Genomic DNA, 23,753 nt, shown 5'->3' with positions numbered 1-23,753 from the left:
AATTTGTAATCCCAATTTCATTTGGGCTGATTTAAACAAAACTTTATGGCTTGGTTTAAAAGAAAAGATGCGGGAATCAAAACTTCCACCGAGGAGAAAAAAGACACCCCCGACGGTCTGTGGTACAAAACTCCGAAAGGAAATATCATCCACACCCGTGAATTAAAAAACAACTCCTATGTCTGTCCCGATGATGACTATCATGTAAAAATAGGTTCTAAGGAATATTTTGAAATTCTCTTTGACGACAATCAGTTCAAAGAATTAGACAAGGACATGACCTCCGGAGATCCTCTGAATTTTGTAGACAGCAAACCCTATACTACCCGGATCAAAGATACCATAGCCAAAACGAATCTAAACGATGCAGCCCGGACCGGAGTGGGTAAACTAAACGGCTTGGACCTGGTCATTACCTGTATGGATTTCAATTTCATAGGAGGATCCATGGGTTCTGTGGTAGGAGAAAAAATATCCCGTGCCATTGACTATTCTTTAAAGCACAAGGTGCCTTTTTTGATGATATCCAAATCCGGAGGAGCCAGAATGATGGAAGCAGGATTCAGCTTAATGCAAATGGCCAAAACTTCGGCTAAACTTGCGCTTCTCGATGAGGCAGGTATTCCCTATATTTCCCTAATGACAGACCCCACCACAGGAGGCGTTACGGCATCTTATGCCATGTTGGGAGATTTTAATTTAGCAGAGCCCGGAGCCCTGATTGGTTTTGCCGGTCCCAGGGTCATTCGGGAAACGATTGGAAAGGACCTTCCCAGAGGATTTCAAAGCTCAGAGTTCGTGTTGGAACATGGTTTTCTGGATTTTATCATCGACAGGCGTCAGTTGAAAAACAGAATGTATACTTTATTAAACTTACTTCGCAATTAGCTAGTTATACCAAAGGAAACATGGGATTAAAATATCCTGATAATTCAATGCTTTTGAGGAAATATAAATATATTTGTACCAGTCAAAAGCCAGTTAAACGTACTGATAAAGTTAAAATTTGATTAGATGAGTTCAGTAATCATTACCTCGATTGTAGCATTTACCATTATTATCTTGCTACTGGTGTTAGTTCTTCTTTTTGCCCAGTCTAAGTTGGTTGCCTCGGGTGATGTAAAAATCATCATCAATGGCGATGAGAAAAACCCACTGATAGCTTCTGCCGGTTCTACCTTATTGTCCACCCTGGGAAATAAGAAGATATTTCTTCCTTCGGCTTGCGGAGGAGGAGGAACATGTGCCATGTGCAAATGCACCATAGAAGATGGTGGCGGTGAAGTCTTGCCCACAGAAGAAGGGCACCTTAGCAGGGCTGAAAAGCAAAATAACGTCAGACTTTCTTGCCAGGTAAAGGTAAAGAATGACATGAAAATCCGCATTCCGGAAGAAATTTTTGGAATTAAAAAGTGGGAATGTGAAGTGGTGTCAAATTACAACGTTTCGACGTTCATTAAAGAGTTTAAAGTAAAACTACCTGAAGGGGAAACACTTGACTTCGAACCGGGAGGGTACATACAAATTGATGTTCCCCCGATTGCCGTTACCTTTAAGGATATGGACATTACGCCCCATCCCGAATTAGAACACCCTGAAGATGTGTACCAGAGCGATTGGGATAAATTTGGTCTCTGGGATTTGGTGATGAAAAATGACGAAGAGATCTTCAGGGCCTATTCAATGGCCAATCATCCTGCTGAGGGAAACATAGTAATGCTTACGATCCGTATTGCTACTCCTCCCTGGGATAGAGCGAATAACAAGTGGATGGATGTGAATCCTGGAATTTGTTCCTCTTACGTCTTTTCAAGAAAACCCGGTGACAAGGTTACTATTTCCGGTCCTTATGGGGAGTTCCACATAAATCCTACACAACGGGAAATGATCTACATTGGAGGTGGGGCAGGAATGGCACCATTGCGTTCTCATCTTTTCCACCTCTTTCACACGGAAAAGACCGACCGAAAAGTATCTTACTGGTACGGCGGCCGATCAAAGAAAGAACTCTTCTACACCCCCCATTTTAGGGATATTGAAGAAAACTTTCCAAATTTCAACTTCCACATTGGTCTTTCCGAACCCCTACCAGAAGATAACTGGAAGGTTAAAAAGTCCCTTGACGACAAGGAAGGGGATGGATACGTCGGGTTTATTCACCAGGTACTCTATGACAACTACCTGAAAGACATCGAAGAGCCGGATGAAATTGAATACTACCTCTGCGGACCTCCATTGATGAATTCAGCGGTTTTGAAAATGCTCGACGATATGGGAGTACCTAACGAGAACATTCGATTTGATGACTTTGGAGGATAACTCCATTTAGGTCCCGTTTTACTAACGGGACCTTTTTTTTTGCATGTGTTTTCACTAATTTTGTCCTTCAATTCGAACGATTATCCATGGATCTTCAGCCATTTTTCGACCCCATTCCTGCAAGACTTTTACGCCAGCCCTTTGGACACAATGCCTTTTATTACCACATTCATTGCCATGCCGAGACCTTCCCGGATCTGGAAGGTACTCATGTCGCACTGATTGGAATTGAGGAATACCGCGGCACCGGGGATGAGCAGCTGGAAGGTGCTTCAGGAAGTACCGAAAATATTCGTGAAAAATTATACCCTTTAATAAAGGGGCAAAGTAACTACAATATTGCCGACTTGGGGAATCTTAAAACCGGTGAAAACAGAGAGGAAACCATTTCACTTTTAAGTACCATCGGAGCGTTTCTTTTGAAATCGCAAATCCTTCCGATCTTTATTGGGGGCAGCCACGATTTGGATATAGGGCAGTTCAAATCTTACCAACACATGAACAAACTGGTAAGCTTGCTGACGGTGGATGCTAAAATGGACATGGAAGACAAGGGAATAGCTCAGGAAATACATTCGCAGGATATTATTTTGCATGAGCCCAATTACATGTTCAATTATTGCCACCTTGGCTATCAGAGCTTTCTGACTGACCCGGAGTTGGTAACTACATTGGAAAAATTGTATTTCGACCATATCCGGTTGGGTCAATTAAGAGATAGCTTCAAAGAAACAGAGCCGCTTATTCGGAATGCAGACCTGCTGAGTTTCGATATCTGTGCCATCCATTCATCAGATGCTCCCGGTGCGATAGATGCCCAACCTTTTGGGCTGAGTGCAGAAGAGGCCTGTCAAATCAGTTGGTTTGCGGGAATGAATGAAAAATTGAGCTCTATAGGTATTTATGGGTACCATTCTGATTTGGACGATCCCCGTCGAAAAACGGCCTCTGTCATTGCGACGATGATCTGGTATTTTATTGAGGGCTTTTACCAGCGAAAAGACAGCCTGTCCTTCCAAAGCAACGATTATATAAAATACACGGTTTCTCTAGATTCCAAACCCTCCATTTTGCATTTTTACAAAAGCAAATTAAGCGGAAAATGGTGGATGGAAATACCCAAAAACCAAAACGAAAGGTTTAACAGGGACACCATCATCCCCTGTAGCTATCAGGACTACCAAACGGCCCAACGGGGGGAAATCCCGGAACGATGGGTCAACTCCCAGCTCAAACTCTACTGATTAATGATGAAAAGTGCGGATCCTGTGGTATATTTGCAGGAAAGTTAATTCATGATTTTCCTTTCAAAAAACCAACTGGCCCTACGAAACGGTCAGGACAAGCCCGAAATTTGGATAGCTTTCTGCGGAAAGATTTATGATCTCGGGAATTCCAAGCTTTGGAAAAATGGGCGTCACTACGAACACTGGGCGGGACAGGACCTAACCGAGGAATTAAATAACGCCCCTCATACCGCAAATGTATTTGATAAATTTGAACCTATAGGCTACTTAAAATAAATGATCCTCATCGCAGACAGTGGTTCCAGTAAGACCGATTGGCGGGTAATCCAAAAGAATGGTTCCGTGACCCAATTCAGAACAATAGGGTTTAATCCCTATTACCAGACCAAAACGGATATGATTGCGGGCCTTAATGCTCCCCCCCTACTGGAATTAAGGGAACAAGTCGATGAAGTTCACTTTTATGGGGCAGGTTGCACCTCACAAAGTAATCAGGAATCCGTTCGCCAGGCAATCAACAGTTTGTACCCGACAGCAAGGGTATTCGTGGACCACGACTTGCTGGCTTCTGCCAGGGCAACTTGCGGACACGAGCCCGGGATAGCGTGCATTTTGGGCACCGGCTCCAACAGTGGCGACTACGATGGGGAAACGATTACCCGGAGTCGTCCGTCTCCAGGCTACCTTTTAGGTGACGAAGGAGGGGGATCCTATATCGGCAAACATTTTTTACAGGATTTTATCTATGATGACATGCCTGCATCCATCCGTGAAGCATGCATCAAAACTTATAACCTGTCCATATTTGAAATACAGGACAATGTTTACAAAAAACCCTTTCCCAACCGGTACATGGCTGGATTTTGCACCTTCATCACCCAGCATAAATCAGACCCTTACTGCTACCGGCTGATCTACGATGGTTTCAAAGACTTTTTCTACCGCCATGTGATGCGTTACGATAATTATCAGGAAAAACCGGTAAATTTCGTCGGATCCATCGCCTATTACAATCACGACGTACTCCGAAAAGTGGGTGAAGACCTGCAGATACAAATAAAAACGATTATCGAAACCCCCATAGCAGGCTTGACCTTATACCATCAAAAAAAGATATGAGCACTACCGAAAGCCCATCGTTTTACGATCACCTGGAAAACATGTCGGTCAACGAATTGCTGACCAATATGAATAAAGAGGATCAAACCGTTCCCTTGGCCGTACTTAAAGCCCTACCGCAACTAGAAGCCTTGATTGAAGCCATTGTGTCTCGCATGCAAAAGGGAGGGCGATTGATATACATAGGCGCGGGCACCAGCGGAAGGTTGGGGATTTTGGATGCCTCCGAGTGTCCACCTACCTATGGAGTACCTCATGACCTGGTCATTGGCCTGATCGCAGGGGGAGATCATGCCATCCGAAAAGCCGTTGAAAATGCCGAAGACGATCCCGATCAAGCCTGGAAAGATATTCAAAAGCACGGGTTTAATGAACAAGATTCAGTCATTGGCATTGCTGCCTCAGGTACCACTCCTTATGTCATCGGTGGGGTAATAGCGGCAGGTGCTGCGGGCTTGCTAACAGGTTGTATTACTTGTAACGAAGGAAGTCCGCTTGCCAAATCCGTTTCTTTCCCGGTAGAAGTCGTGGTCGGTCCGGAGTTTGTTACCGGCAGTACCCGAATGAAGTCGGGAACAGGCCAAAAATTAGCTCTCAACATGATTTCTACCAGTGTCATGATCAAATTGGGTAAGGTAAAAGGTAACAAAATGGTGGACATGCAGCTTTCGAATAAGAAATTAGTGCAGAGAGGCACCCGCATGATCATGGAAGCTACCGGACTAAACGAAAAGAAAGCAAACGAAATGCTGCATCAGCATGGCTCGGTCAGAAATGCAGTAGCCGCTTTCGAAAAAGAATCAGGGGATAATGCTGGCAGCGTAAATTGAAATTTTCCCTGAAAGCTGAAATTTAGCGAAGGATCCTATTGAGTGGTCCTTTTCAATTTACCGGAAAGGAATTTCGTATGCTGTGAATTTGCCGGTCGCAGTAAGCCTTGCCCCGTTCTACTTTAAATAAAGCGCTCATCAATTTTCTTTGCATCTGTGACAAATTCACGGAATTTCCCTTCATCACCTAATTTGCAAATCAATAATACGTTATCGCTATCACTTATCAAATAGTCCTTTAAGCCCTGCACCACCAACAACTTGTCTTTGGGCAACTTGATGAAGCAGTTTTCGGTATCGTAGAGTAGTGCTTCTCCCAGTACCGTGTTTTTCTTCTCGTCTTTTTTACTTACCTCGTAAAGATTTTGCCAGGATCCCAAATCGGACCATCCGAAATCTCCCAAAACGGTGAATACCTCATCCGATTTTTCCAAGACCCCATGGTCTATGGAAATATTTTTGATTAAGCTATAGGCTTTTTTCAAAAATGCTCGCTCATTTTCGGTACAAAAATACATCTCCCCTTCTTCAAAGACTTCCGCTATTTCTGGAAGATGCATTTCAAAGGATGCGATGATACTCTCATTCTTCCAAATGAACGTCCCTGAATTCCAAACAAAATCGCCACTTTCCAGAAAAGTAGTAGCCAGGGAAAGGTCTGGCTTTTCCGTAAAGGTTTTCACTTTTTTTACGGTTTTTCCTTCTTCCGGAAAATACTGAATGTATCCATAACTGGTATCCGGACGGTTGGGCCGGATGCCCAACGTGACTAAATTTCCTGACTCCATGGCCCCTTCCATGGCTAATTCGATGGCTTCAAAAAATGCTTTCTCATTAAAAATCACTTGGTCTGAGGGACTAATCAACACCCGGGCATTGGGGTTTAATTTTTTTATTTTATAGCTAGCCAGCGCAATGGATACGGCAGTGTCCCGCCTTAAAGGCTCCACCAGCAGCTGCTCGTCTGACAGTTCCGGAAGTTGCTCTTTTACCAGCGGCAGGTATCGGGTATTGGTAACAACGATAAACTGACTATTATCGTAATAGGGTCTGAACCGGTCAAAGGTCATTTGCAATAACGAACGCCCGGTCCCTAGCAAATCCAAAAATTGCTTGGGTTTGTGATACCGACTGGTAGGCCAAAACTTGATGCCAATACCCCCGGCTAAAATAACAATGTACCTATCCTCTACTTCCATAGTTATACAATACCTTCCTTCATTAAATCATGTATATGAATGAAGCCAACGACTTCATCACCTTTCGTCACGACCAGTTGCGTGATATTATACGAGCGCATCAAACCAAGGGCTTTTACGGCATATTCCTCCTCTCCAATCGTCTTCGGTTCTTTGGACATAATACTTCCCGCAAGGATTTGGGAAAGATCCGGATTCATTTGAAGCATTCTCCTTAAGTCCCCATCTGTCACGATACCTACCAACCGTCCCTGCTTATTCACCACAGCGGTAGCCCCAAGACGTTTGCTGCTTATTTCAACAATCACTTCCTTAAGGGAAGCGTCTTCACTTACCAAAGGAAGCAGGGACGTGTCCATCAGGTCTCCTACCTTCAGGTAAAGTTGTTTGCCCAAGGCTCCACCAGGATGAAACCGGGCAAAAGATTCGGCCGTAAACCCCCTGGCAGAAAGCAGGCACACAGCCAGTGCATCGCCCATGGCCATCTGAACCGTGGTACTGGTGGTCGGTGCCAGATTATTGGGACAGGCTTCCTCCTCGATCCCGGTAAATAAAACATAATCTGCTTGTTTCGCCAGGTAGCTGTCCCGGTTACCCACCAGTGCTATCAACTTATTTCCCAGCTGCTTAAGTAGAGGGACCAAGACTTTTATCTCCGGTGTACTACCACTTTGGGATACGCATATTACAAAATCTTCTTTTTTTATCATACCTAAATCACCATGAATTGCATCGGCTGCATGCATAAATAAAGAAGGAGTCCCTGTAGAATTCAACGTCGCCACAATTTTGTTTGACACAATGGCACTTTTCCCAATTCCGGTGACCACCACCCTACCGGATGCCTGCAATAAATCCTGCACGCAGGCCTCAAAATCACCCCCAATATGAGGGATCAGATTTAATAGCGCATCGGCTTCGTTTTGAAGCACTTTAATTGCCTTGTTTTTAATATTTTTTAGTAAATTCAATTTTAGAGTTGTTAATTGTTATTTTTGTATAAAGGTAGAAAAGATTTACCTTAAACTTTAATGATTGGCATGTAGCAACTCATTAAACTATTCGTGTAGTGGATAACGCAGTAAAAGATAATCTAAAAAAAATATTTGGTTTCAATCAGTTTCGAGGAAACCAACAACTCATCGTTGAAAACATACTCAAGGGAAATAATACATTTGTAATCATGCCAACAGGAGCAGGGAAATCTCTCTGCTACCAACTGCCCGCTGTTTCCAAAGACGGTACCGCTATCGTCATTTCCCCCTTGATAGCATTGATGAAAAACCAGGTGGATCAACTCAACACCTTTGGTATAAATGCCCACTTTCTTAATTCGACCTTAAGTAAATCGGAATCCAACCGGGTAAAACGTGAAGTCTCTGCAGGGCTTACCAAACTACTCTATGTGGCACCTGAATCCCTTACAAAGGAAGAAAATGTGCAATTTCTAAAAAATGCCTCCATCAGTTTTGTAGCGATCGATGAGGCCCATTGCATTTCAGAATGGGGTCATGATTTCAGGCCTGAATACCGAAAAATCAAATCCATCATTTCTCAGATAGGAGATAATTTACCGGTTATTGCCCTGACAGCCACGGCCACGCCTAAGGTTCAGCAGGATATTCAGCGAAACCTTCAAATGGAAGAGGCAGATCTTTTTAAATCTTCCTTCAACCGAACCAACCTGTATTACGAGGTACGGCCGAAAGTAAAAAATGAGGCCAAAAAAGAAATCATCAAATACATCAAATCCCAAAAAGGGAAGTCTGGAATTATTTATTGCCTGAGCAGAAAAAAAGTAGCAGAAATTGCCGAGCTATTACAGGTAAATGGAATCAAAGCTTCCCCCTATCATGCCGGTCTGGATGGACATGTGAGGGTAAAAAATCAAGATGATTTTCTTAATGAAGAAGTGGATGTCATTGTCGCTACCATTGCATTTGGTATGGGCATTGATAAACCCGATGTCCGATACGTGATCCACTACGATGTGCCCAAATCACTGGAAGGCTACTACCAGGAAACCGGGAGAGCCGGCAGGGATGGGCTGGAAGGGCATTGCCTCATGTTTTACCGCTATGAGGACATCATGAAGTTGGAGAAATTCAATAAGGATAAACCTGTCAACGAGCGGGAAAACGCAAAAGTACTGCTGCAGGAGATGGCGGCCTATGCCGAAAGTTCGGTTTGCAGACGACGCTTCCTGCTCCATTATTTCGGGGAAACGCTGGATAAAGATTGTGGTTTTTGCGACAATTGTAAAAAAACCAAGGAAACCTTTGATGGACAGGAGGACATCACCATCGCCATTGAAGCCGTAAAGGAAACCAATCAGCGATTTAGCATGGATCATATCGTCGGGCTTATTCGGGGTGAAATTGATGAATACATCAAGAGCTACGATCACGATAAACTTTCCACTTTTGGAGTCGGAAAGGATAAGGATGAGATCCACTGGAAAACGGTCATTCGCCAGGCGATGATTTTTGGATTACTCGAAAAAGATATTGAAAATTACGGCATCATTTTGCTTTCCAAAAAGAGTGAACCCTATTTAAAAGCCCCTTACCCTGTCAAACTGAGTAAGAACCATAACTTCGAAGAGATGGCGGAAACCGTATCCGCTGAGGAAATGAATAGTATGGGGAAAGCCTATGATGAGAAGCTTTTCGAACTGCTGAAAGCTGAACGGAAAAAGGTAGCAAAAGCCAAAAACCTGCCACCATACGTGGTTTTTCAGGATCCATCCCTGGAAGAAATGGCGACGGTCTATCCCACGAGTAAAGAGGAACTTGCTCAGATCAATGGCGTGGGAATGGGTAAAGTCACTAAATTCGGGGCCAGTTTTCTACGACTAATCGAGAATTACGTAGACGAAAACGAAATCATTACCGCCTCCGATGTGGTGGTAAAAACATCCGGCACCCGATCCAAGGTGAAAATTACGATCATTCAACAAATCGACCGAAAAATAGATTTGGATGAGATCGCCTCTAATTTAAATATTAGCATGAATGAATTGCTTCACGAGATTGAGCAAATCATCTACAGCGGTACCAAATTGAATATCAATTATTACATACAAAATATCATGGATGACGAGAGAGAAGAAGCACTCCATGATTATTTTATGACGGCAGAATCTGATAAAATTCGGGAAGCCATGGCAGAATTGGAAGACGAAGACTTCTCAGAGGAGGAAGTAAGGGTATACCGAATCAAATTCATCTCAGATCACGCCAATTAACAGATACATACATGAACATATTGCTTTTAGGAAGCGGTGGCAGGGAACACGCCTTTGCCTGGAAAATAAATAAAAGTGCACATTGTAAAACGTTATGGATTGCCCCGGGAAATGCAGGAACGCATGCGCTTGGACAAAATATTTCCATTGCTGTCGATGACTTCCCTGGCATCAGTAATTTTTGTCAGGAACAGGAGGTACATTTATTGGTTGTCGGTCCCGAGCAGCCTTTGGTAAACGGTTTGCGCGACTTTTTAGCTGGGGATCCAAAAACAGCTGGCATTCCCATCGTTGGGCCTGGCAAAGCAGGGGCACAATTGGAAGGAAGCAAAGATTTTTCCAAAGAATTCATGAGGGAGAATGGTATTCCTACCGCTTCTTACGCCACGTTCACAGAGGACCGCCTGCAAGAGGGAATCAACTACCTGAAAACTCAAAACCTGCCCATAGTCCTCAAAGCCGATGGATTAGCGGCTGGAAAAGGGGTATTGATATGTGCCAGCCTTTCTGAGGCTGAGGCCAGCTTAAAGGAGATGCTTGTGGGTCATAAATTCGGAGAAGCTTCCTCCAAGGTAGTGGTGGAAACCTTCCTGGAAGGCATTGAACTTTCTGTTTTCGTAGCCACTGATGGGGAAAATTACAAGATTCTTCCGGAAGCTAAAGATTATAAACGCATAGGAGAAAAGGATACCGGCCCCAATACCGGCGGTATGGGTGCCATAAGCCCCGTACCTTTCGCCGATGCCGGTTTTATGAAAAAGGTGGAAGAAAAAGTCGTCCAACCCACCATAAAAGGGCTAAAGAAAGCGGGTATCGATTTCAGAGGATTTCTGTTTATCGGGCTTATGAATATGAAAGGCGAGCCCTACGTCATCGAATACAATGTACGCATGGGCGATCCGGAGACGCAGGCCGTTCTTCCAAGAATAGAAAGTGATTTCGTGGAATTATTGCAAGCCATTGCGGAAAAAAAATTAGATCATTATAAACTTCAAACCGCTTCCGCCAAAACAGCTACGGTTGTCATGGTCGCTGGCGGATACCCTGGTGCTTACGAAAAGGGTAAAATCATTTCCGGATTGGAAAAACCAGGGCCTGACCAAACCATTACTTTCCATGCAGGGACGCTAGCTACAGGCTCCGGAGCGGTGGCTACAAATGGAGGAAGGGTATTGGGAATAACCGGATTAGGTGAAACCACAGAAGAAGCCATTGGAAGCGCCTATGAGCGGGTAAACCAAATTAGTTGGGAAATGGTCAATTTCCGGAGGGATATCGGACAGGACATTCTGGAACTCGGAAATTGAATTGACTCCCTATTTTCACGAGGAGGAAACTCCCTATAAATAGATAGAATTATGTCAGGATGCACCAATTGCAGTACCGATGCCAATGCCGGTGGCGGATGCCAGAATAACGGAAGCTGTGGTACAGAGGATTGCAATAAAATGAATACGTTCGACTGGCTTTCCCACATGGGAATACCAGAAGTAGATAAATTCGATGTTGTCGAAGTAAAATTTAAAGGAGGAAGAAAGGATTATTTTAGAAACACCAACCTTTTGCAGCTGACTACGGGTGACCCCGTTGTTGTGGATGTACCAAATGGACATCACATCGGCTATGTATCCCTTCAGGGCGAACTAGTCCGGCTACAGATGCAAAAAAGGAAAGTCAAAAATGACGATACCATCACGGCTATTTACCGGGTGGCCACCCAAAAAGACCTGGAAAAATGGCAGGAGGCAAAAAACAGGGAAATCCCCACCATCTACCGGAGTAAGCAGATTATCGATGAAATCAAGCTTGCTATGAAGCTTTCTGATGTGGAGTACCAGGCAGATAATTCCAAGGCTACTTTTTATTATTCTGCCGATGACCGGGTTGATTTCCGGGAATTGATAAAACTGCTGGCATCCGAGTTTAAAATCCGAGTCGAAATGCGGCAGATAAGCCTTAGGCAAGAGGCTGGCAGATTGGGAGGGATCGGTGTCTGCGGCAGGGAGCTATGTTGCTCTACCTGGATCCATGATTTCAAAAGCGTGACGACTTCTGCGGCCAGGTACCAAAACCTGTCGCTGAACCCCAGCAAGCTTTCCGGACAGTGTGGCCGGTTGAAGTGCTGTCTTAATTTTGAGCTGGATAGCTATTTGATGGCCTTGAAGGATATTCCAAAAATTGAGAAGCCCCTGCTCACCGAAGCAGGCCCCGCCAAACTCCAAAAAACAGATATCTTCAGAAGGTTAATGTGGTTTAGTTATAACGACGACAATAACTGGCATTCCATAGACTGTGATCGCGTACAGCTAATCCTAGAACAAAACGAAAAGGGGATTACGCCCTTTAGCCTAAAACAAGATAAGGCATTTGAAGGAGAATATGACCAGAATAAAACCAATGAAGATTTAGAGTTATTAGACAAAAAATTCTCACAGGGCAAAAGAAAAAAGAAACGAAAACCGAAAAACCGAAAACCCAACCCTAACAACCCGGAACAGTCGGCTGGAGAGGGGGGGACTCCACCAAATAAACCCCGTCGAAACAATCGAAACCCAAAGCGTGGAAATAAAAGCCGAAATTCCCCGGAAAAACCTTCACAATCTCAGGAAAAACCGGGAGGTTCTGATTCAAAGGCAGCCGGAAATAACCCGCGTAATCGAAAAAGAAAACCAAATCCTAACCGAAACAGGGGGGGACAAAACAAACCCGACAAAGGGTCCGCTGATGAGAAGTAACGAAAGAAGGCAAATCCTATGGATGTTACTTTTGACCCTGCCGGTCTCAATTGGCTGCAATCAGGACCGGCTGTACGAGTCATTTCAGGATATTAGCTCGCAGCGCTGGATAGTGACGGATACCGTTTCGTTTGTAGTCGATTCCCTGGAAACAACCGCTCCAGTCACCGCCTCGGTAGGGATACGGTACAACGACAACTATGAATACCATAACCTTTACGTCAGGTACCTTCTCAAAGATAGCCTTCAAACGGTTTTAATGGACTCACTGTTAAATGTAGGACTGTTTGACTCCAAAACGGGGGTTCCGCTGGGGAAAGGATTTGGAAACAGAAGGACCGTATACGACACCCTTCCCGGACAGGAGGTTCCCATTGGATCTAGCCTCCATTTAATCCAGTATATGAGAAAAGATTCTCTAATAGGGATAGAGTCGGTTGGAATAAAAATAACCGGAGGAACAGCGCAGTAGTAAAACCCTGGATTCGGAAAAACCAAGAGATCCCTCCAAGCCATGACAGTGGAGTGATTTCCGTATCAGCTGGAAGAGTCTTCCCCGGAGAAACTCCCTTGAGAAATTTTGGTCTGCAGTAGATCCTCCTTGTCCAACCAATATTGCCGGCTAAAAAGAAACACGATATTCCAGTTCCGGGAAGTCAATAGCTGGGGATGGTATACAAAGGCTTCCTTAGCAGACTTTGAAGAAAAGAAGCGCTGATCATCCGTGAGAATAGCTGCTACTGCTTTTTGGCCTTCCCGGACCTCGAGGTCCATCACCCGCAGGTAGGGGTTTTCCCCCACTTCATGATTACCATAGGTCCCCATAAGTCGATCCTTCAAGGACCAACTGCGGTTATATCCCGGCACCTGCAGCGTAGTCTCTGGCATTTCTCCCTCCTGTATGGCACCGGCGTAGCGGATGTATTCCCGAAGCAATCGGATTCCAGGGTTTTGCAAGTGGCGTTCATTGAAGTATCCGGTTCGTAGGCTTGTTATCAGGATATTTTCCTTTCTGGCTCTTGTAATGGCTACATTAAGCCTGTTCTCTCCTCCTTTTCTGGACAATAGCCCAAAATTGGCCGTGAATTTTCCCTCGGGATTTTTTGCATAACCGGTAGAAAAAACGACCCGATCAAATTCATCTCCCTGCACATTCTCTATATTTTTTACCCGTATCCGCGAAGCATCTGAGAGGTTTTCATCCCCTTCAATCAATCCAATAATCAATAGCATCTGATAGTAATTGAAAGTAATAACTCCAATGCTTTCCAATGGAAATTTGGCCCTCAAAATATGAATCTGATTCAGTACTTCCTCCGCCTCTGCCTGATTCGTTTGATTTTCCCATACACCTTCGACTTCGATCAGTTGTATGCCCTTGTGACCGCTGTTTATCACCTTCCTGTCGGGCAACATGTAGAGTTTCGCTTCATAAAAGTGCTCATTGGAAAAATGAATCAACGGCAAAGTAGCACTCCGGTAATGGGTGCTTAAATGAAAGGTAGGGAAATACTTGGAGGCCATGTCCAGCAGCGCATCAATTTCCAGTTCCATGCGTTCCTCCTCCTCCGCTTGGAATCGGGTCTGGTAAAGGTCGTAGGGCTGCAGCTGATGCCGATCCCCCGCTACGACCACCTGCTTGCCACGAAGCATCATCGGAAGTCCTCTTTCGAAATAACACTGGCTAGCCTCGTCAAAAATCACCAGGTCAAACTCCTGATCCAGGGGAAAAAGGGCCGAGGCCGTCTCAGGAGAAGCCAGCCAACAGGGCACCAATCTGAAAATTTCGTCGCGATAATATGAGATTAATTTCTTTACGGACCAAATCTGCCGTTTTTTGCCCACCTGGTGGGCCAGCTCTCTGTAGGTAATAAGGTTATTCAGGCGATTATATTCCAGATGCTGACAAACCCCTTCTCGCAAACGCAATTCCACGATAAACCTTGCCGTTTTCAGCTTTTCCTCTACCGAATGCTCGAAATCGGTAATATAGCTCTTAATCTGAGGACCATTTATTTCCTTCAATACCGGGTACTTTGCCTCCAGATGTCCTACCCAACTTACTTTGAGACTGGAAAGAAAGAGGGATTTTAGCTCGCTAAATTCGGCAAGCGGATATTCATCCATGATTTTCTCGGCTACTTTTTTAGCATCCTCTTCCATCTGACTTCTCAGCCGGTCAAATCGGATCAATTCATCCACGTCTTTGGCAAGGCCTTTCTTTACCTCATTAAGTTTTTCCTCATCTGCTGAACTCAATAAATGCTTGATCTGGATTTCACTAAGGTACTTTCTCCAGGTATCAAAATGTGCCTCCACCCAATCATTGATGATCGTTACTCCCTCTAACAGGTTTTGGAAATGAGAATACGAAAATTGCGGTTTAAAAAAGTAAGATGCCAACACCCCTAACTCCTGCATGATAAATCGGGCGTTCATTGCTTTCACCAGTACGGTGGCCATTTGGTTAAATGAATGAATGGAAAATGGTTTTTCCGGAAGCTTTATCCAGGTCTTTTGCGCCAGCAAGGTGTATTGATGATTCAGATTCATCCGGTTCTCCAGTTTGTGAATTAAAAGCCGGATATCCTTCTTTTCCCGTTTCAGGTCATTTTTTTCGAGCAGCGAAAGTACCTCTTTATATTTTTTCCCATCCAGACTTACCGCCATTCTGCCATACCAGGATTCTACCTGTTTGCTTGCCTGAACCGCTTTATTTAGCACTTCTTCCACCTCATTATCTCCGATTTCCCATTCCACTCCCTCCTCTGAAAGTAGCTTGCGAACCATATCCACTTTATTTTCCAACCACAGCCTGTCCAGCTCAGCCGGGTCTTTGCTCATGAAGACTTTAAATTTTTCAAAAATCTCCGGACTGTTGATGGTTTTCATTAAGGTTTCAATCTTTTCTTTTTGCTGAAAAGATTGATAAATAAGTCCGTATTCAAACGTATCGGCGAGCATGGAATCCAGGTCTTTTTTGGCTGTCTGTTTTACCGAGGAGAGTTCCTGAAAAGTCCCGGAAACTCCCCGCACAGCCTCAGGACCCATTTCAGCGAAATTAACCCGGTGGAGCCAGAATGAAGAAGCGACCTGAAATTTTCGGTAGTAGTATTGGTACTGTTCGAAATCACTCAAAAACGCATCCTGTTCATCCAGCTTGAAAAACCTGTAAAACTGGGTCAAATCTATTCCTTCCTCCCCATAGTCGGAGGTCAGGTACAGTTCTTTAACCGGAGCACCACAATCTTTCAGGTCAAAAAGTGCCTGTTTGTATTCGTCAAAAAAATCGGAATACTTCTCTATATTCCGGCACATTTGGCTAAATGTACGCTCCAACTGGATGGCATCCAGGGACCGGTTTAAGGCCTGGTAATTTTCAAGCGAACTGATCTGATGAGCAATTTTCTTGTAAAGTTCTTTTCGGTCTCCGCGGTAATCATGGATCAAAGCGGTAAAATTAGCCATTCCCTGGGATGCCAACCTCTCATAGACCACATCTAATGCGGCTCGTTTTTGAGAAACCACCAGCACTTTTTTCCCCCGGGACGTAAAGTCAGCGACCAAATTACAGATAAGTTGTGATTTGCCGGTACCTGGAGGCCCTTGTACCACACAGGAATTTCCAGATTTTACATGCTTGATCACTTCTTCCTGGCTGGCATCCATGGGAAAGGTGGTGTACAGGTTGTTTTCCTGTGCTTGATGCAGGGAGCTTTCCGGGTTCCCGAATTTATCGGAAAATAATTCCTCCAAATCCGTATGACTGACGCTTCGCATCAACTGCTCATAGTCGTCCATCAGAAAAGAACTTTTCTGCGAAAATTGTCCCACCACCGCGTAAGGTTGAAGACGAAGAATTCCCGTGTCAAACGTTTGCTCAAAATACTCCCGATTCTGATCGGGGAAAAACGCCAACTTATCCTGATAGATTTCGCGATTGAAGTTTAATTCGACCTGATTTTTCAGATAGTGATAAAGATCTGTACGGAAACCCATGGGATCCTTGCTGAAATCTTCCATGGAAAGCTCCAGCCATTCCTTGTCAAACGGTTTGCCAAGAGACTGGCTATAGGCCAAGAGAAAAGAAGGGTTCAGAAACGGTAATTCTCCGACACTCTTCTTCAGGTACCATGTTTTATCTTCCAGCACCAAATCGACCGGGAAAAAAATCAAGGGGCAGCGGATCAGTTGCTCATTTCCCAATTTACCTTCCACAAAAGGCCAACCTACGAACAGGCTTTTTTCTCCTGTTTCCTCGACGGCAAAGCGAACCTGATGCTGCAAGCGTTTTAAGCGAAGCGAAAGCTGATTTACGTTTTTATCTCTTGAGTCCAATACCTGAATCAGCGGTATGCTCCGCTTCCTACCGAGCAATTCAGTGATATAAAAAAAAGAAGGGTGATTATTCAAAAAATGAAAATCTTTCAGATCAATCATCTGATACTGGATGATTTTTGGAAGAAAAATGGACCGGTTATTCGATGAGAGATCAACCAAACGGTTCAGGTATACCTTAAAAACATCCTTAAGCATCCGTTTTTATTTGAAGGGTGAATCCTTTTCTTTTGCCATGTGATTGTACACCACCTGATCCATGATTCCTGGTACCCATTTATTCAAAAATGAGGCCAGTTTTCCTTGCCTGGTCAGCACCAAATCTCTTTTTCTTTTGATCAACGCTTTCAAAATGGACTCGGCCACCTGCTCGGCCGTCATCATTTTCTCTTCATCCCTGGGAGATTCTTTCTGAGGACTTCCATCAGCCGTAAGGGCGTTATTACGGATATTGGAAGCGGTGAACCCCGGACAAACGACCAAAACATGTACACCCAGCTTCATTACTTCCGTCCGAAGGGCTTCCAGAAACCCGTTCATGGCAAATTTACTGGCGGTGTAAGCCGTCCTGGCTGGAGTTCCCCTGAAACCATTGATGGACGACACGCCTATAATGGCACCTTTATTCTTTATGATTTCTTCCATACAGTATTTGGTGGCATAAACGGTCCCCCAGAAGTTACTAGCCATCACCTGGTGAAATACCTCTAAATCAAGGTCCCTGAAAAGTGCCCTCATACTGATCCCGGCATTGTTGATCAATACATCCACTCCCCCAAATTTTTGACAAACGTCTTGTACCATTTGCTCGTTTTGAGCTGGGTCGCCGGCATCGCAGACCGCTCCGGCGCAGGTAATGCCTTCTTTCTGAAGCATTACCAGGGTAGCATCTAATTTTACCTGACTTCGCCCGGTGATCCATATTCGGGCACCTGCTTTACCAAAAGTCCGGGCACAAGCAGTACCAATTCCTGAAGTAGCACCCGTAACGACGACCACTTTATTTTTTACATCCATTAAATTTATGTTTCAAGTTACTCAAAAAGATGAAAGCAAGCGATCCAAAGTAAATCCCTTTGATCGAAATTGACTAATTTTGCAACCTATGTCAAGGAAAATGAAAAATAAGGTTCTTCATAACCTTAAAATAGAGCGAATAGCGACAGAAGGAAAATGTGTCGGACATCATGAGGGAAAAGTGGTATTTGTGAGCAATGTGGCACCCGGTGACCTGGTGGATGCCCGGGTAACCCGCGGAAGAAGTAGTTTTATGGAAGCTGAGGCCATTCACATTCACGAACATTCTCCAGACAGGGTCATTCCTTTTTGTGAGCATTTTGGCACTTGTGGAGGCTGTAAATGGCAACATATTTCGTACGAACTCCAAATGGCCTACAAACGACAGCAGGTGGTGGACCAATTCCAACGCATAGCAAAAGTTCCCTTGCCTGAGGTAATGCCCATTATTGGTGCCGGGAACACTCGCTATTACCGGAATAAGCTGGACTTTACTTTTTCCAACAACCGTTGGCTGACCCGCGAAGAAATCGATTCGGGAGAGGAATTTGAACGAAACGCCCTGGGTTTCCACATTCCCAAGCGATTTGACAAGATCGTGGATATAAAACATTGCTACCTGCAGGGATCGCTTTCAAATGAAATCCGAAATGGCCTGAGGGATTTCGCCCTGGAAGAAAACCTTTCTTTTTATGACATTATCGGTCAGACAGGTCTTTTAAGAAATCTCATTATTCGCACCGCACAGGAAGACCAGGTGATGGTTATTGTTCAGTTTGGCGAGGATGACCGGGATGGAATCGAAAAAGTCATGCGCTTTTTAAAAGAAAATATTCCAGGGATCACCTCTTTATTGTACATCGTCAATCTCAAGAAAAACGAAACTTTTCAGGACTTGGATGTACAGGTGTACGCTGGGAAAGACCATATCGAAGAAACCATGGAAGGGCTTCGGTTTAAAATCGGGCCAAAATCGTTCTACCAAACCAACTCCCAGCAGGCCTATCGTTTATATCAGGTTGCCAGGGAATTTGCTGGATTAACGGGAGAAGAAACGGTTTATGATTTATATACCGGAACAGGCACCATTGCAAATTTTGTAGCCGGAAATGCGCAGCAGGTCATCGGCATTGAATACGTGGAACCTGCGATAGCCGATGCAAAAGAAAATGCCCTGCTCAATGGCATCACCAATACGCTGTTCTATGCTGGCGATATGAAAGCGGTTCTTAACGAAACCTTTGTGAGCCAACATCAGAAACCGGATGTGGTTATTACCGACCCTCCCCGGGCGGGAATGCACGAGGACGTGGTCGAAATGCTGCTTCGGTTAGCAGCTCCGAAAATCGTGTACGTGAGTTGTAATCCGGCCACTCAGGCAAGGGACATTGCCCTGCTCTCGAGAAAGTATCACGTACAACGGATTCAGCCGGTAGACATGTTTCCGCAAACCTATCATGTAGAAAACGTAGTATTACTAGAATTAAAAAGCAATGATGATCAGTAACGATAACGATCCGGAACTCAATGGGAAGTATCTCGGAACCATCAGTAGTGATTTTATCAAAATCTGTGAGAATTTGAAAGAAGCTTCCTACCAGGTGAGAAAAAGGGGCTTTTCTGAATACCCCATTTTCCCGATCAGCAAGGAAGAACAACCCATTGGGCAGCTTTTTCTCAGTAACAGGGAAAAGCCCATAGACTGGAATTATTACATTACCTATCTGGATGAGTTTATCCAACGAAAATTGATTCAAGAGGATGCTTTGGAACAGTTTAAAGCCACCTACAAGGATCCTGATGAGTTTTGCTGCCTGTTCGTGGTTGATGAGACCTTCACCAATTTTCTGTACATCCCTTACCCTAACGAATGACTTCCATTCGCTGGGTTATACGGGTCAAAAATGCTTCCACCCCTGTGCTTTTAGTGGAACAGCCGTTTGGCTTTTCGTAATTAAGAGTTTGCCCTCATCGGGAGCCGTCACATGGCCAATAAAGTGGATATCGGGATGCTTCTCCAATTTGGGGAAGTCTTTCTGATCAATCGTAAACAGGAGTTCGTAATCCTCTCCCCCATTCAGCACACAAGTAATGGGATCCAGGTTAAACTCCAGGGCGGTATCGTAGGTTTGCTTATCTATCGGCAGCTTATCTTCATATATCGCTACCCCTACATCTGATGCCTTGCAAATGTGAAACAGTTCGGAAGCCAACCCATCGGAGATATCCATCATGCTGCTAGGCACCAGACCCAGTTCACGCAGTTCGTGAATGATATCCATTCGCGCATCCGGTTTCAATTGCCTGCCGGTAATGTACGGGTAGGCATCCAGTTTGGGCTGCATGTTGGGGTCTGATAAGAAAACCTGCTTTTCTCTTTCCAATACCTGGAGCCCCATAAATGCCCCTCCCAAATCTCCGGTGACACAAATGATGTCGTTAACCTTTGCTCCTGATCTATAACTAATTTGCTCTTTTTTAGCTTCCCCTATAGCGGTAATGCTGATGACCAGACCTGATCTGGAAGCGGTGGTATCTCCTCCTACTACATCGATGTTGTAATGTTCGGCCGCCAGATTAACCCCCTCGTAGAAGGTTTCCACTGCCTCCACCGAAAACCGGTTAGAAAGGGCGATACTAATGGTAACTTGGGTGGGAAGGGCATTCATGGCCGCTACATCACTGACATTTACGGCCACTGCCTTAAAGCCAAGATGCTTGAGCGGAATATAGGACAAGTCAAAATGTACTCCCTCCAAGAGCATGTCCGTAGTCACCACACGAACCAAATCCGTTGGACCCAACACCGCCGCATCGTCACCAATTCCTTTTAATGACCCTGGGTGTTTCAGGGAGGTTTTTTTACGGATTAAATCAATTAATCCAAATTCCCCGATTGTTTCTATTTCCGTTCTTTGTTCTTTATCCATACAGTCTTATTGCTGACCTGCTGATTTAAATACCTCAGCCTAATTTTCAAAATGTAAAAATACGATTAATTTGCAGCCGAACCAATGATGCCAGTGCATCTTGGTTTCAGGGGTATGCGACAACGGTTTCAAATCACTTTCATACGGGCATCAAAACCAGCGGGTCCGTCTCCGAATTTCCAGGGCTGTACCCTCTTCCATACAAGCTAAAATGACAATCAGAGCGATTCACATTGTATCCGGATTTTATTACCTTTGTAATGGACCGTGATGGAATTAATTTTGGGCTCACTCGGTTTACTATTATTAAATGAGCACGCCAATTTAAATTTGAAAAGAGATGATCATCGTTTCAGAAAAAGCCAGGGATCGAATCCTAGAATTGAAGCAGGAAGAGAATAGAAAAGAGGAAGAAAATATCCGGGTTTCTGTGAAAGGAGGCGGCTGTTCGGGACTCATGTACGACTTGGGTTTTGACGGCAGTACTTCAGAAACAGACCATGTATTCGAAGATAATGGTGTAAAGATAATTGTAGACAGGAAGAGTTTACTTTACCTGGCGGGAACTACCTTGGAATTTACTGACGGTTTGAATGGAAAAGGATTTCAATTTGTAAATCCCAATGCCTCCAGAACCTGTGGTTGCGGGGAAAGTTTCTCCATTTAGGCCAGCCTAACCGGTAGCCATTAATCCCAAAACAGGATGATATCCCTTCTTGTTTTGGGATTTTTTATTGCTTTTATCCGATACCATATACCTACAGAGGCATTAGACACTTCAAATTTGCTTCAAAAATGAAGACGAAATTCGATCGATGAAAATTCTGCTTATTGAGGATCAGTTGGAACTCTCGAATAATATTCGGGAATTTCTGGAATCCGAAGGGATTGTATGCGAGTCCTGCGATAATTGTTTCGATGCTCAGGACAGACTACTCGTTTACCCCTACGACTGTATTATACTGGACATCATGCTTCCGGATGGAAATGGACTGGACCTGATTGATTTTATTAAAAAAAATCAAGATAGCAGTAATATTTTAATCATTTCGGCCAAAAATTCCCTCCAAGATAAATTGGACGGACTCGATTTAGGTGCAGATGATTACATGACAAAACCCTTTCATTTGGCCGAGCTACATGCTCGCTTAAAGGTACTGTACAGAAGAAATCAACTCGGGGGCTCGGATAAATTGATTTTTAATGAAATTCAGGTAAATCCCGAAAACCTGGAAGTGACAGTAAATCAAAACCTTCTTGATCTCACCAAAAAAGAATTTGACTTGTTGGTATTTTTCCTTACCAACAAAAACCGTGTACTGGGAAGGCAGGCCATTGTCCAGCACCTATGGGGAGATTATACCGATGACCTGGCCAATTTTGATTTTGTATACCAACACATAAAAAACCTCCGGAAAAAAATCTGCCTGGCGGGCGGTACCGATTATATCGAAACCGTCTATGGCATCGGCTATAAGTTCAATACGGCGAAAGAATGAAGTTAATTAACCAGTTTACCATATGGTATTTAGGAATATCGGTTATTGTATTTTTAATCGGGGGAATACTTATTTTTTATAAACTGGAGTCAGAGATTGACTTTGAGCAAGGTAGGGAACTGGAGAGACACCTCGACCGCTATGCGCGGAAAATGGAGTCCATGGATAACCCTTCCAGTCTGAGTAAGGAAAGGCTTGAAATTAAGGAACTTCCATCGGACCAAGCACTGATTCCCTTTCAATTGGGTGACACGCTGGCTTGGCACCAACCTTTGGAACAGGTGGAACGGCAAGTTAAAGCAGGTAGGTCCTACCTGATAAATGGCAAGCATTACTACATGTCTATGTACGACATCATGGTTGAGTCTGACGATATTACCGAAACCGTTGTACAGACCATGGTTGCCATATTTTTATTGCTATTGATCTTTATTGCCGTTACCAGCAGGCTGGTTTCTAAAAAAATCCTTCAACCCTTTCATTCCAGCTTGACTAAAATTAGAGAATTTACTTTTAAAGAGAATCAACCGCTGGTTTTTGAACCTAGCCGAATAGAAGAATTTGAAAAATTGCACGAGTTTCTCAATAGAATGTCTGAACGCATGCTGGGTGATTATAAAATTGTGAAGGAATTTTCGGAAAACCTTTCGCATGAGATACAAACACCCATCGCAATTACATCTGGTAAGCTGGAGCTCTTGTTGAATAGCCCCATTACCGACCAACAGGCTAGGTGGATAGCAGCGGCTTACCAATCCACTCAAAAGATGAGTAAAATTGTAAATTCGTTAGCAACCCTAGCCAAATTGGAAAACCAGGAGTTTGAAGGAAACCAGTTGGTGGATTTATCTGGTTTGCTAAAAAATTCCATCGCTGGGTATGAAGAATTGGTAGTTATAAAAAACATCGCCCTTCATCACCATATAGAACCGGGCATAAAAATCGAGATGCACCCACACATGGCCGAGATGCTGATCGAAAACCTGCTTAGTAATGCCATTAAGCACAATGAAAAGCCGGGTTATATAAAGATTGAAGCAACCCCTAACCATCTGACTTTCAGAAACAAAGGAAAAACACCCAAAGCCAACGTTACTGAATACTTGGATAGGTTCAAAAAAGGAAACCCAAACAGTGAGTCCATTGGCTTGGGATTATCTATTGTTCAACAAATATGTAGGATTCATGGTTTTATCCTCGACTATCAATTTATTAAAGAAGAACACCGGGTAAGTATTCAACTTCAAAATTGAATCAGATTGTCTGCTTATAC

Annotated in this window: 20 protein-coding genes; 15 read left to right on the top strand and 5 right to left on the bottom strand. The window is 44.0% G+C overall.

Annotated elements, in window-relative coordinates; translation table 11 throughout:
* Nucleotides 1-45 precede the first annotated feature (45 nt).
* The 6 genes from accD (at nt 46) to murQ (ending at nt 5,515) form a co-directional block, all read left to right on the top strand.
* Nucleotides 46-888 (top strand): acetyl-CoA carboxylase, carboxyltransferase subunit beta, encoded by an 843-nt coding sequence (accD, locus tag GJS45_RS21730; RefSeq protein ID WP_162343995.1) that lies wholly within the window; start codon nt 46-48, stop codon nt 886-888.
* Nucleotides 889-1,014: 126 nt separating this feature from the next.
* Nucleotides 1,015-2,319, top strand: coding sequence for an NADH:ubiquinone reductase (Na(+)-transporting) subunit F (gene nqrF / locus GJS45_RS21725; RefSeq protein WP_162343994.1), 1,305 nt, complete (start codon nt 1,015-1,017; stop codon nt 2,317-2,319).
* Nucleotides 2,320-2,405: 86 nt separating this feature from the next.
* On the top strand, nt 2,406-3,563 hold the full coding sequence (locus GJS45_RS21720) for a formimidoylglutamase (RefSeq protein WP_162343993.1): 1,158 nt from the start codon (nt 2,406-2,408) through the stop codon (nt 3,561-3,563).
* Between the two features lie 51 nt (nt 3,564-3,614).
* Complete coding sequence (locus GJS45_RS21715; RefSeq protein ID WP_162343992.1) at nt 3,615-3,842, top strand: cytochrome b5 domain-containing protein; 228 nt, start codon at nt 3,615-3,617, stop codon at nt 3,840-3,842.
* Nucleotides 3,843-4,685, top strand: a complete 843-nt coding sequence (locus tag GJS45_RS21710; RefSeq protein WP_162343991.1) for an N-acetylglucosamine kinase — start codon at nt 3,843-3,845, stop codon at nt 4,683-4,685.
* Nucleotides 4,682-5,515, top strand: coding sequence for an N-acetylmuramic acid 6-phosphate etherase (murQ, locus tag GJS45_RS21705; RefSeq protein ID WP_162343990.1), 834 nt, complete (start codon nt 4,682-4,684; stop codon nt 5,513-5,515). Before GJS45_RS21710 ends, murQ begins: the two co-directional genes overlap by 4 nt.
* A 122-nt stretch (nt 5,516-5,637) precedes the next feature.
* On the opposite strand, the gene GJS45_RS21700 is transcribed toward murQ, so the two are convergent.
* Entirely contained in the window at nt 5,638-6,714 is a 1,077-nt protein-coding gene (locus GJS45_RS21700; protein WP_162343989.1) for a mannose-1-phosphate guanylyltransferase, read from the bottom strand.
* A gap of 2 nt (nt 6,715-6,716) precedes the next feature.
* A complete protein-coding gene (locus tag GJS45_RS21695; protein WP_162343988.1) occupies nt 6,717-7,685 on the bottom strand; it encodes a KpsF/GutQ family sugar-phosphate isomerase in 969 nt (322 codons plus the stop codon).
* Between the two features lie 98 nt (nt 7,686-7,783).
* Between GJS45_RS21695 and recQ the strand changes: the two genes are divergently transcribed.
* Genes recQ through GJS45_RS21675 form a run of 4 tightly spaced genes read left to right on the top strand, consistent with a single transcriptional unit; the run spans nt 7,784 to nt 13,168 of the window.
* Nucleotides 7,784-9,961, top strand: coding sequence for a DNA helicase RecQ (gene recQ / locus GJS45_RS21690; RefSeq protein WP_162343987.1), 2,178 nt, complete (start codon nt 7,784-7,786; stop codon nt 9,959-9,961).
* An 11-nt stretch (nt 9,962-9,972) separates the two neighbouring features.
* A complete protein-coding gene (gene purD, locus GJS45_RS21685; protein WP_162343986.1) occupies nt 9,973-11,268 on the top strand; it encodes a phosphoribosylamine--glycine ligase in 1,296 nt (431 codons plus the stop codon).
* Between the two features lie 51 nt (nt 11,269-11,319).
* Entirely contained in the window at nt 11,320-12,696 is a 1,377-nt protein-coding gene (locus tag GJS45_RS21680) for a PSP1 domain-containing protein (protein WP_162343985.1), read from the top strand.
* Nucleotides 12,686-13,168 (top strand): gliding motility lipoprotein GldH, encoded by a 483-nt coding sequence (locus tag GJS45_RS21675; protein WP_162343984.1) that lies wholly within the window; start codon nt 12,686-12,688, stop codon nt 13,166-13,168. Before GJS45_RS21680 ends, GJS45_RS21675 begins: the two co-directional genes overlap by 11 nt.
* A gap of 65 nt (nt 13,169-13,233) precedes the next feature.
* Here GJS45_RS21675 and GJS45_RS21670 read toward each other — a convergent pair whose 3' ends face one another.
* Both GJS45_RS21670 and GJS45_RS21665 read right to left on the bottom strand, forming a co-directional pair.
* Nucleotides 13,234-17,232: an AAA domain-containing protein gene (locus tag GJS45_RS21670; protein WP_162343983.1), complete on the bottom strand. Its 3,999-nt coding sequence runs from the start codon at nt 17,230-17,232 to the stop codon at nt 13,234-13,236.
* Between the two features lie 6 nt (nt 17,233-17,238).
* On the bottom strand, nt 17,239-18,051 hold the full coding sequence (locus GJS45_RS21665; protein WP_162343982.1) for an SDR family oxidoreductase: 813 nt from the start codon (nt 18,049-18,051) through the stop codon (nt 17,239-17,241).
* An 88-nt stretch (nt 18,052-18,139) separates the two neighbouring features.
* Between GJS45_RS21665 and rlmD the strand changes: the two genes are divergently transcribed.
* The gene (gene rlmD, locus GJS45_RS21660; RefSeq protein ID WP_162343981.1) at nt 18,140-19,558 is read left to right on the top strand and encodes a 23S rRNA (uracil(1939)-C(5))-methyltransferase RlmD; all 1,419 of its coding nucleotides are present in this window, start codon (nt 18,140-18,142) and stop codon (nt 19,556-19,558) included.
* Nucleotides 19,548-19,925 (top strand): hypothetical protein, encoded by a 378-nt coding sequence (locus GJS45_RS21655; RefSeq protein WP_162344043.1) that lies wholly within the window; start codon nt 19,548-19,550, stop codon nt 19,923-19,925. The genes rlmD and GJS45_RS21655 overlap by 11 nt, the downstream gene beginning before the upstream one ends.
* 24 nt (nt 19,926-19,949) lie before the next feature.
* On the opposite strand, the gene thiL is transcribed toward GJS45_RS21655, so the two are convergent.
* A complete protein-coding gene (thiL, locus tag GJS45_RS21650) occupies nt 19,950-20,981 on the bottom strand; it encodes a thiamine-phosphate kinase (RefSeq protein WP_162343980.1) in 1,032 nt (343 codons plus the stop codon).
* Between the two features lie 340 nt (nt 20,982-21,321).
* Between thiL and GJS45_RS21645 the strand changes: the two genes are divergently transcribed.
* The 3 genes from GJS45_RS21645 to GJS45_RS21635 all read left to right on the top strand — a co-directional run bounded on the left by GJS45_RS21645 (nt 21,322) and on the right by GJS45_RS21635 (nt 23,733).
* Nucleotides 21,322-21,648, top strand: coding sequence for a HesB/IscA family protein (locus GJS45_RS21645; RefSeq protein WP_162343979.1), 327 nt, complete (start codon nt 21,322-21,324; stop codon nt 21,646-21,648).
* A gap of 148 nt (nt 21,649-21,796) precedes the next feature.
* Nucleotides 21,797-22,480 carry a response regulator transcription factor gene (locus GJS45_RS21640; RefSeq protein ID WP_162343978.1) on the top strand — a complete coding sequence of 228 codons (684 nt, stop codon included), beginning with the start codon at nt 21,797-21,799 and terminating at the stop codon, nt 22,478-22,480.
* Nucleotides 22,477-23,733 carry a sensor histidine kinase gene (locus tag GJS45_RS21635; RefSeq protein WP_162343977.1) on the top strand — a complete coding sequence of 419 codons (1,257 nt, stop codon included), beginning with the start codon at nt 22,477-22,479 and terminating at the stop codon, nt 23,731-23,733. Before GJS45_RS21640 ends, GJS45_RS21635 begins: the two co-directional genes overlap by 4 nt.
* The last annotated feature ends 20 nt before the right edge of the window (nt 23,734-23,753 follow it).

Origin of the sequence: Cyclobacterium salsum, from assembly GCF_010119245.1 — a bacterium.
Lineage (GTDB): Bacteria > Bacteroidota > Bacteroidia > Cytophagales > Cyclobacteriaceae > Cyclobacterium > Cyclobacterium salsum.
The sequence above is the reverse complement of the archived record's forward strand: the minus strand, read 5'-3'. Positions and strand labels throughout refer to the sequence as shown.

Excerpts from the sequence above, each read along its gene's own strand:
- accD (WP_162343995.1), top strand. The coding sequence starts at position 46 with ATGGCTTGGTTTAAAAGAAAAGATGCGGGAATCAAAACTTCCACCGAG.
- nqrF (WP_162343994.1), top strand. The coding sequence starts at position 1,015 with ATGAGTTCAGTAATCATTACCTCGATTGTAGCATTTACCATTATTATC.
- GJS45_RS21720 (WP_162343993.1), top strand. The coding sequence starts at position 2,406 with ATGGATCTTCAGCCATTTTTCGACCCCATTCCTGCAAGACTTTTACGC.
- GJS45_RS21715 (WP_162343992.1), top strand. The coding sequence starts at position 3,615 with ATGATTTTCCTTTCAAAAAACCAACTGGCCCTACGAAACGGTCAGGAC.
- GJS45_RS21710 (WP_162343991.1), top strand. The coding sequence starts at position 3,843 with ATGATCCTCATCGCAGACAGTGGTTCCAGTAAGACCGATTGGCGGGTA.
- murQ (WP_162343990.1), top strand. The coding sequence starts at position 4,682 with ATGAGCACTACCGAAAGCCCATCGTTTTACGATCACCTGGAAAACATG.
- GJS45_RS21700 (WP_162343989.1), bottom strand. The coding sequence starts at position 6,714 with ATGGAAGTAGAGGATAGGTACATTGTTATTTTAGCCGGGGGTATTGGC.
- purD (WP_162343986.1), top strand. The coding sequence starts at position 9,973 with ATGAACATATTGCTTTTAGGAAGCGGTGGCAGGGAACACGCCTTTGCC.
- GJS45_RS21680 (WP_162343985.1), top strand. The coding sequence starts at position 11,320 with ATGTCAGGATGCACCAATTGCAGTACCGATGCCAATGCCGGTGGCGGA.
- GJS45_RS21675 (WP_162343984.1), top strand. The coding sequence starts at position 12,686 with ATGAGAAGTAACGAAAGAAGGCAAATCCTATGGATGTTACTTTTGACC.
- GJS45_RS21670 (WP_162343983.1), bottom strand. The coding sequence starts at position 17,232 with ATGCTTAAGGATGTTTTTAAGGTATACCTGAACCGTTTGGTTGATCTC.
- GJS45_RS21665 (WP_162343982.1), bottom strand. The coding sequence starts at position 18,051 with ATGGATGTAAAAAATAAAGTGGTCGTCGTTACGGGTGCTACTTCAGGA.
- rlmD (WP_162343981.1), top strand. The coding sequence starts at position 18,140 with ATGTCAAGGAAAATGAAAAATAAGGTTCTTCATAACCTTAAAATAGAG.
- GJS45_RS21655 (WP_162344043.1), top strand. The coding sequence starts at position 19,548 with ATGATCAGTAACGATAACGATCCGGAACTCAATGGGAAGTATCTCGGA.
- thiL (WP_162343980.1), bottom strand. The coding sequence starts at position 20,981 with ATGGATAAAGAACAAAGAACGGAAATAGAAACAATCGGGGAATTTGGA.
- GJS45_RS21645 (WP_162343979.1), top strand. The coding sequence starts at position 21,322 with ATGATCATCGTTTCAGAAAAAGCCAGGGATCGAATCCTAGAATTGAAG.
- GJS45_RS21640 (WP_162343978.1), top strand. The coding sequence starts at position 21,797 with ATGAAAATTCTGCTTATTGAGGATCAGTTGGAACTCTCGAATAATATT.
- GJS45_RS21635 (WP_162343977.1), top strand. The coding sequence starts at position 22,477 with ATGAAGTTAATTAACCAGTTTACCATATGGTATTTAGGAATATCGGTT.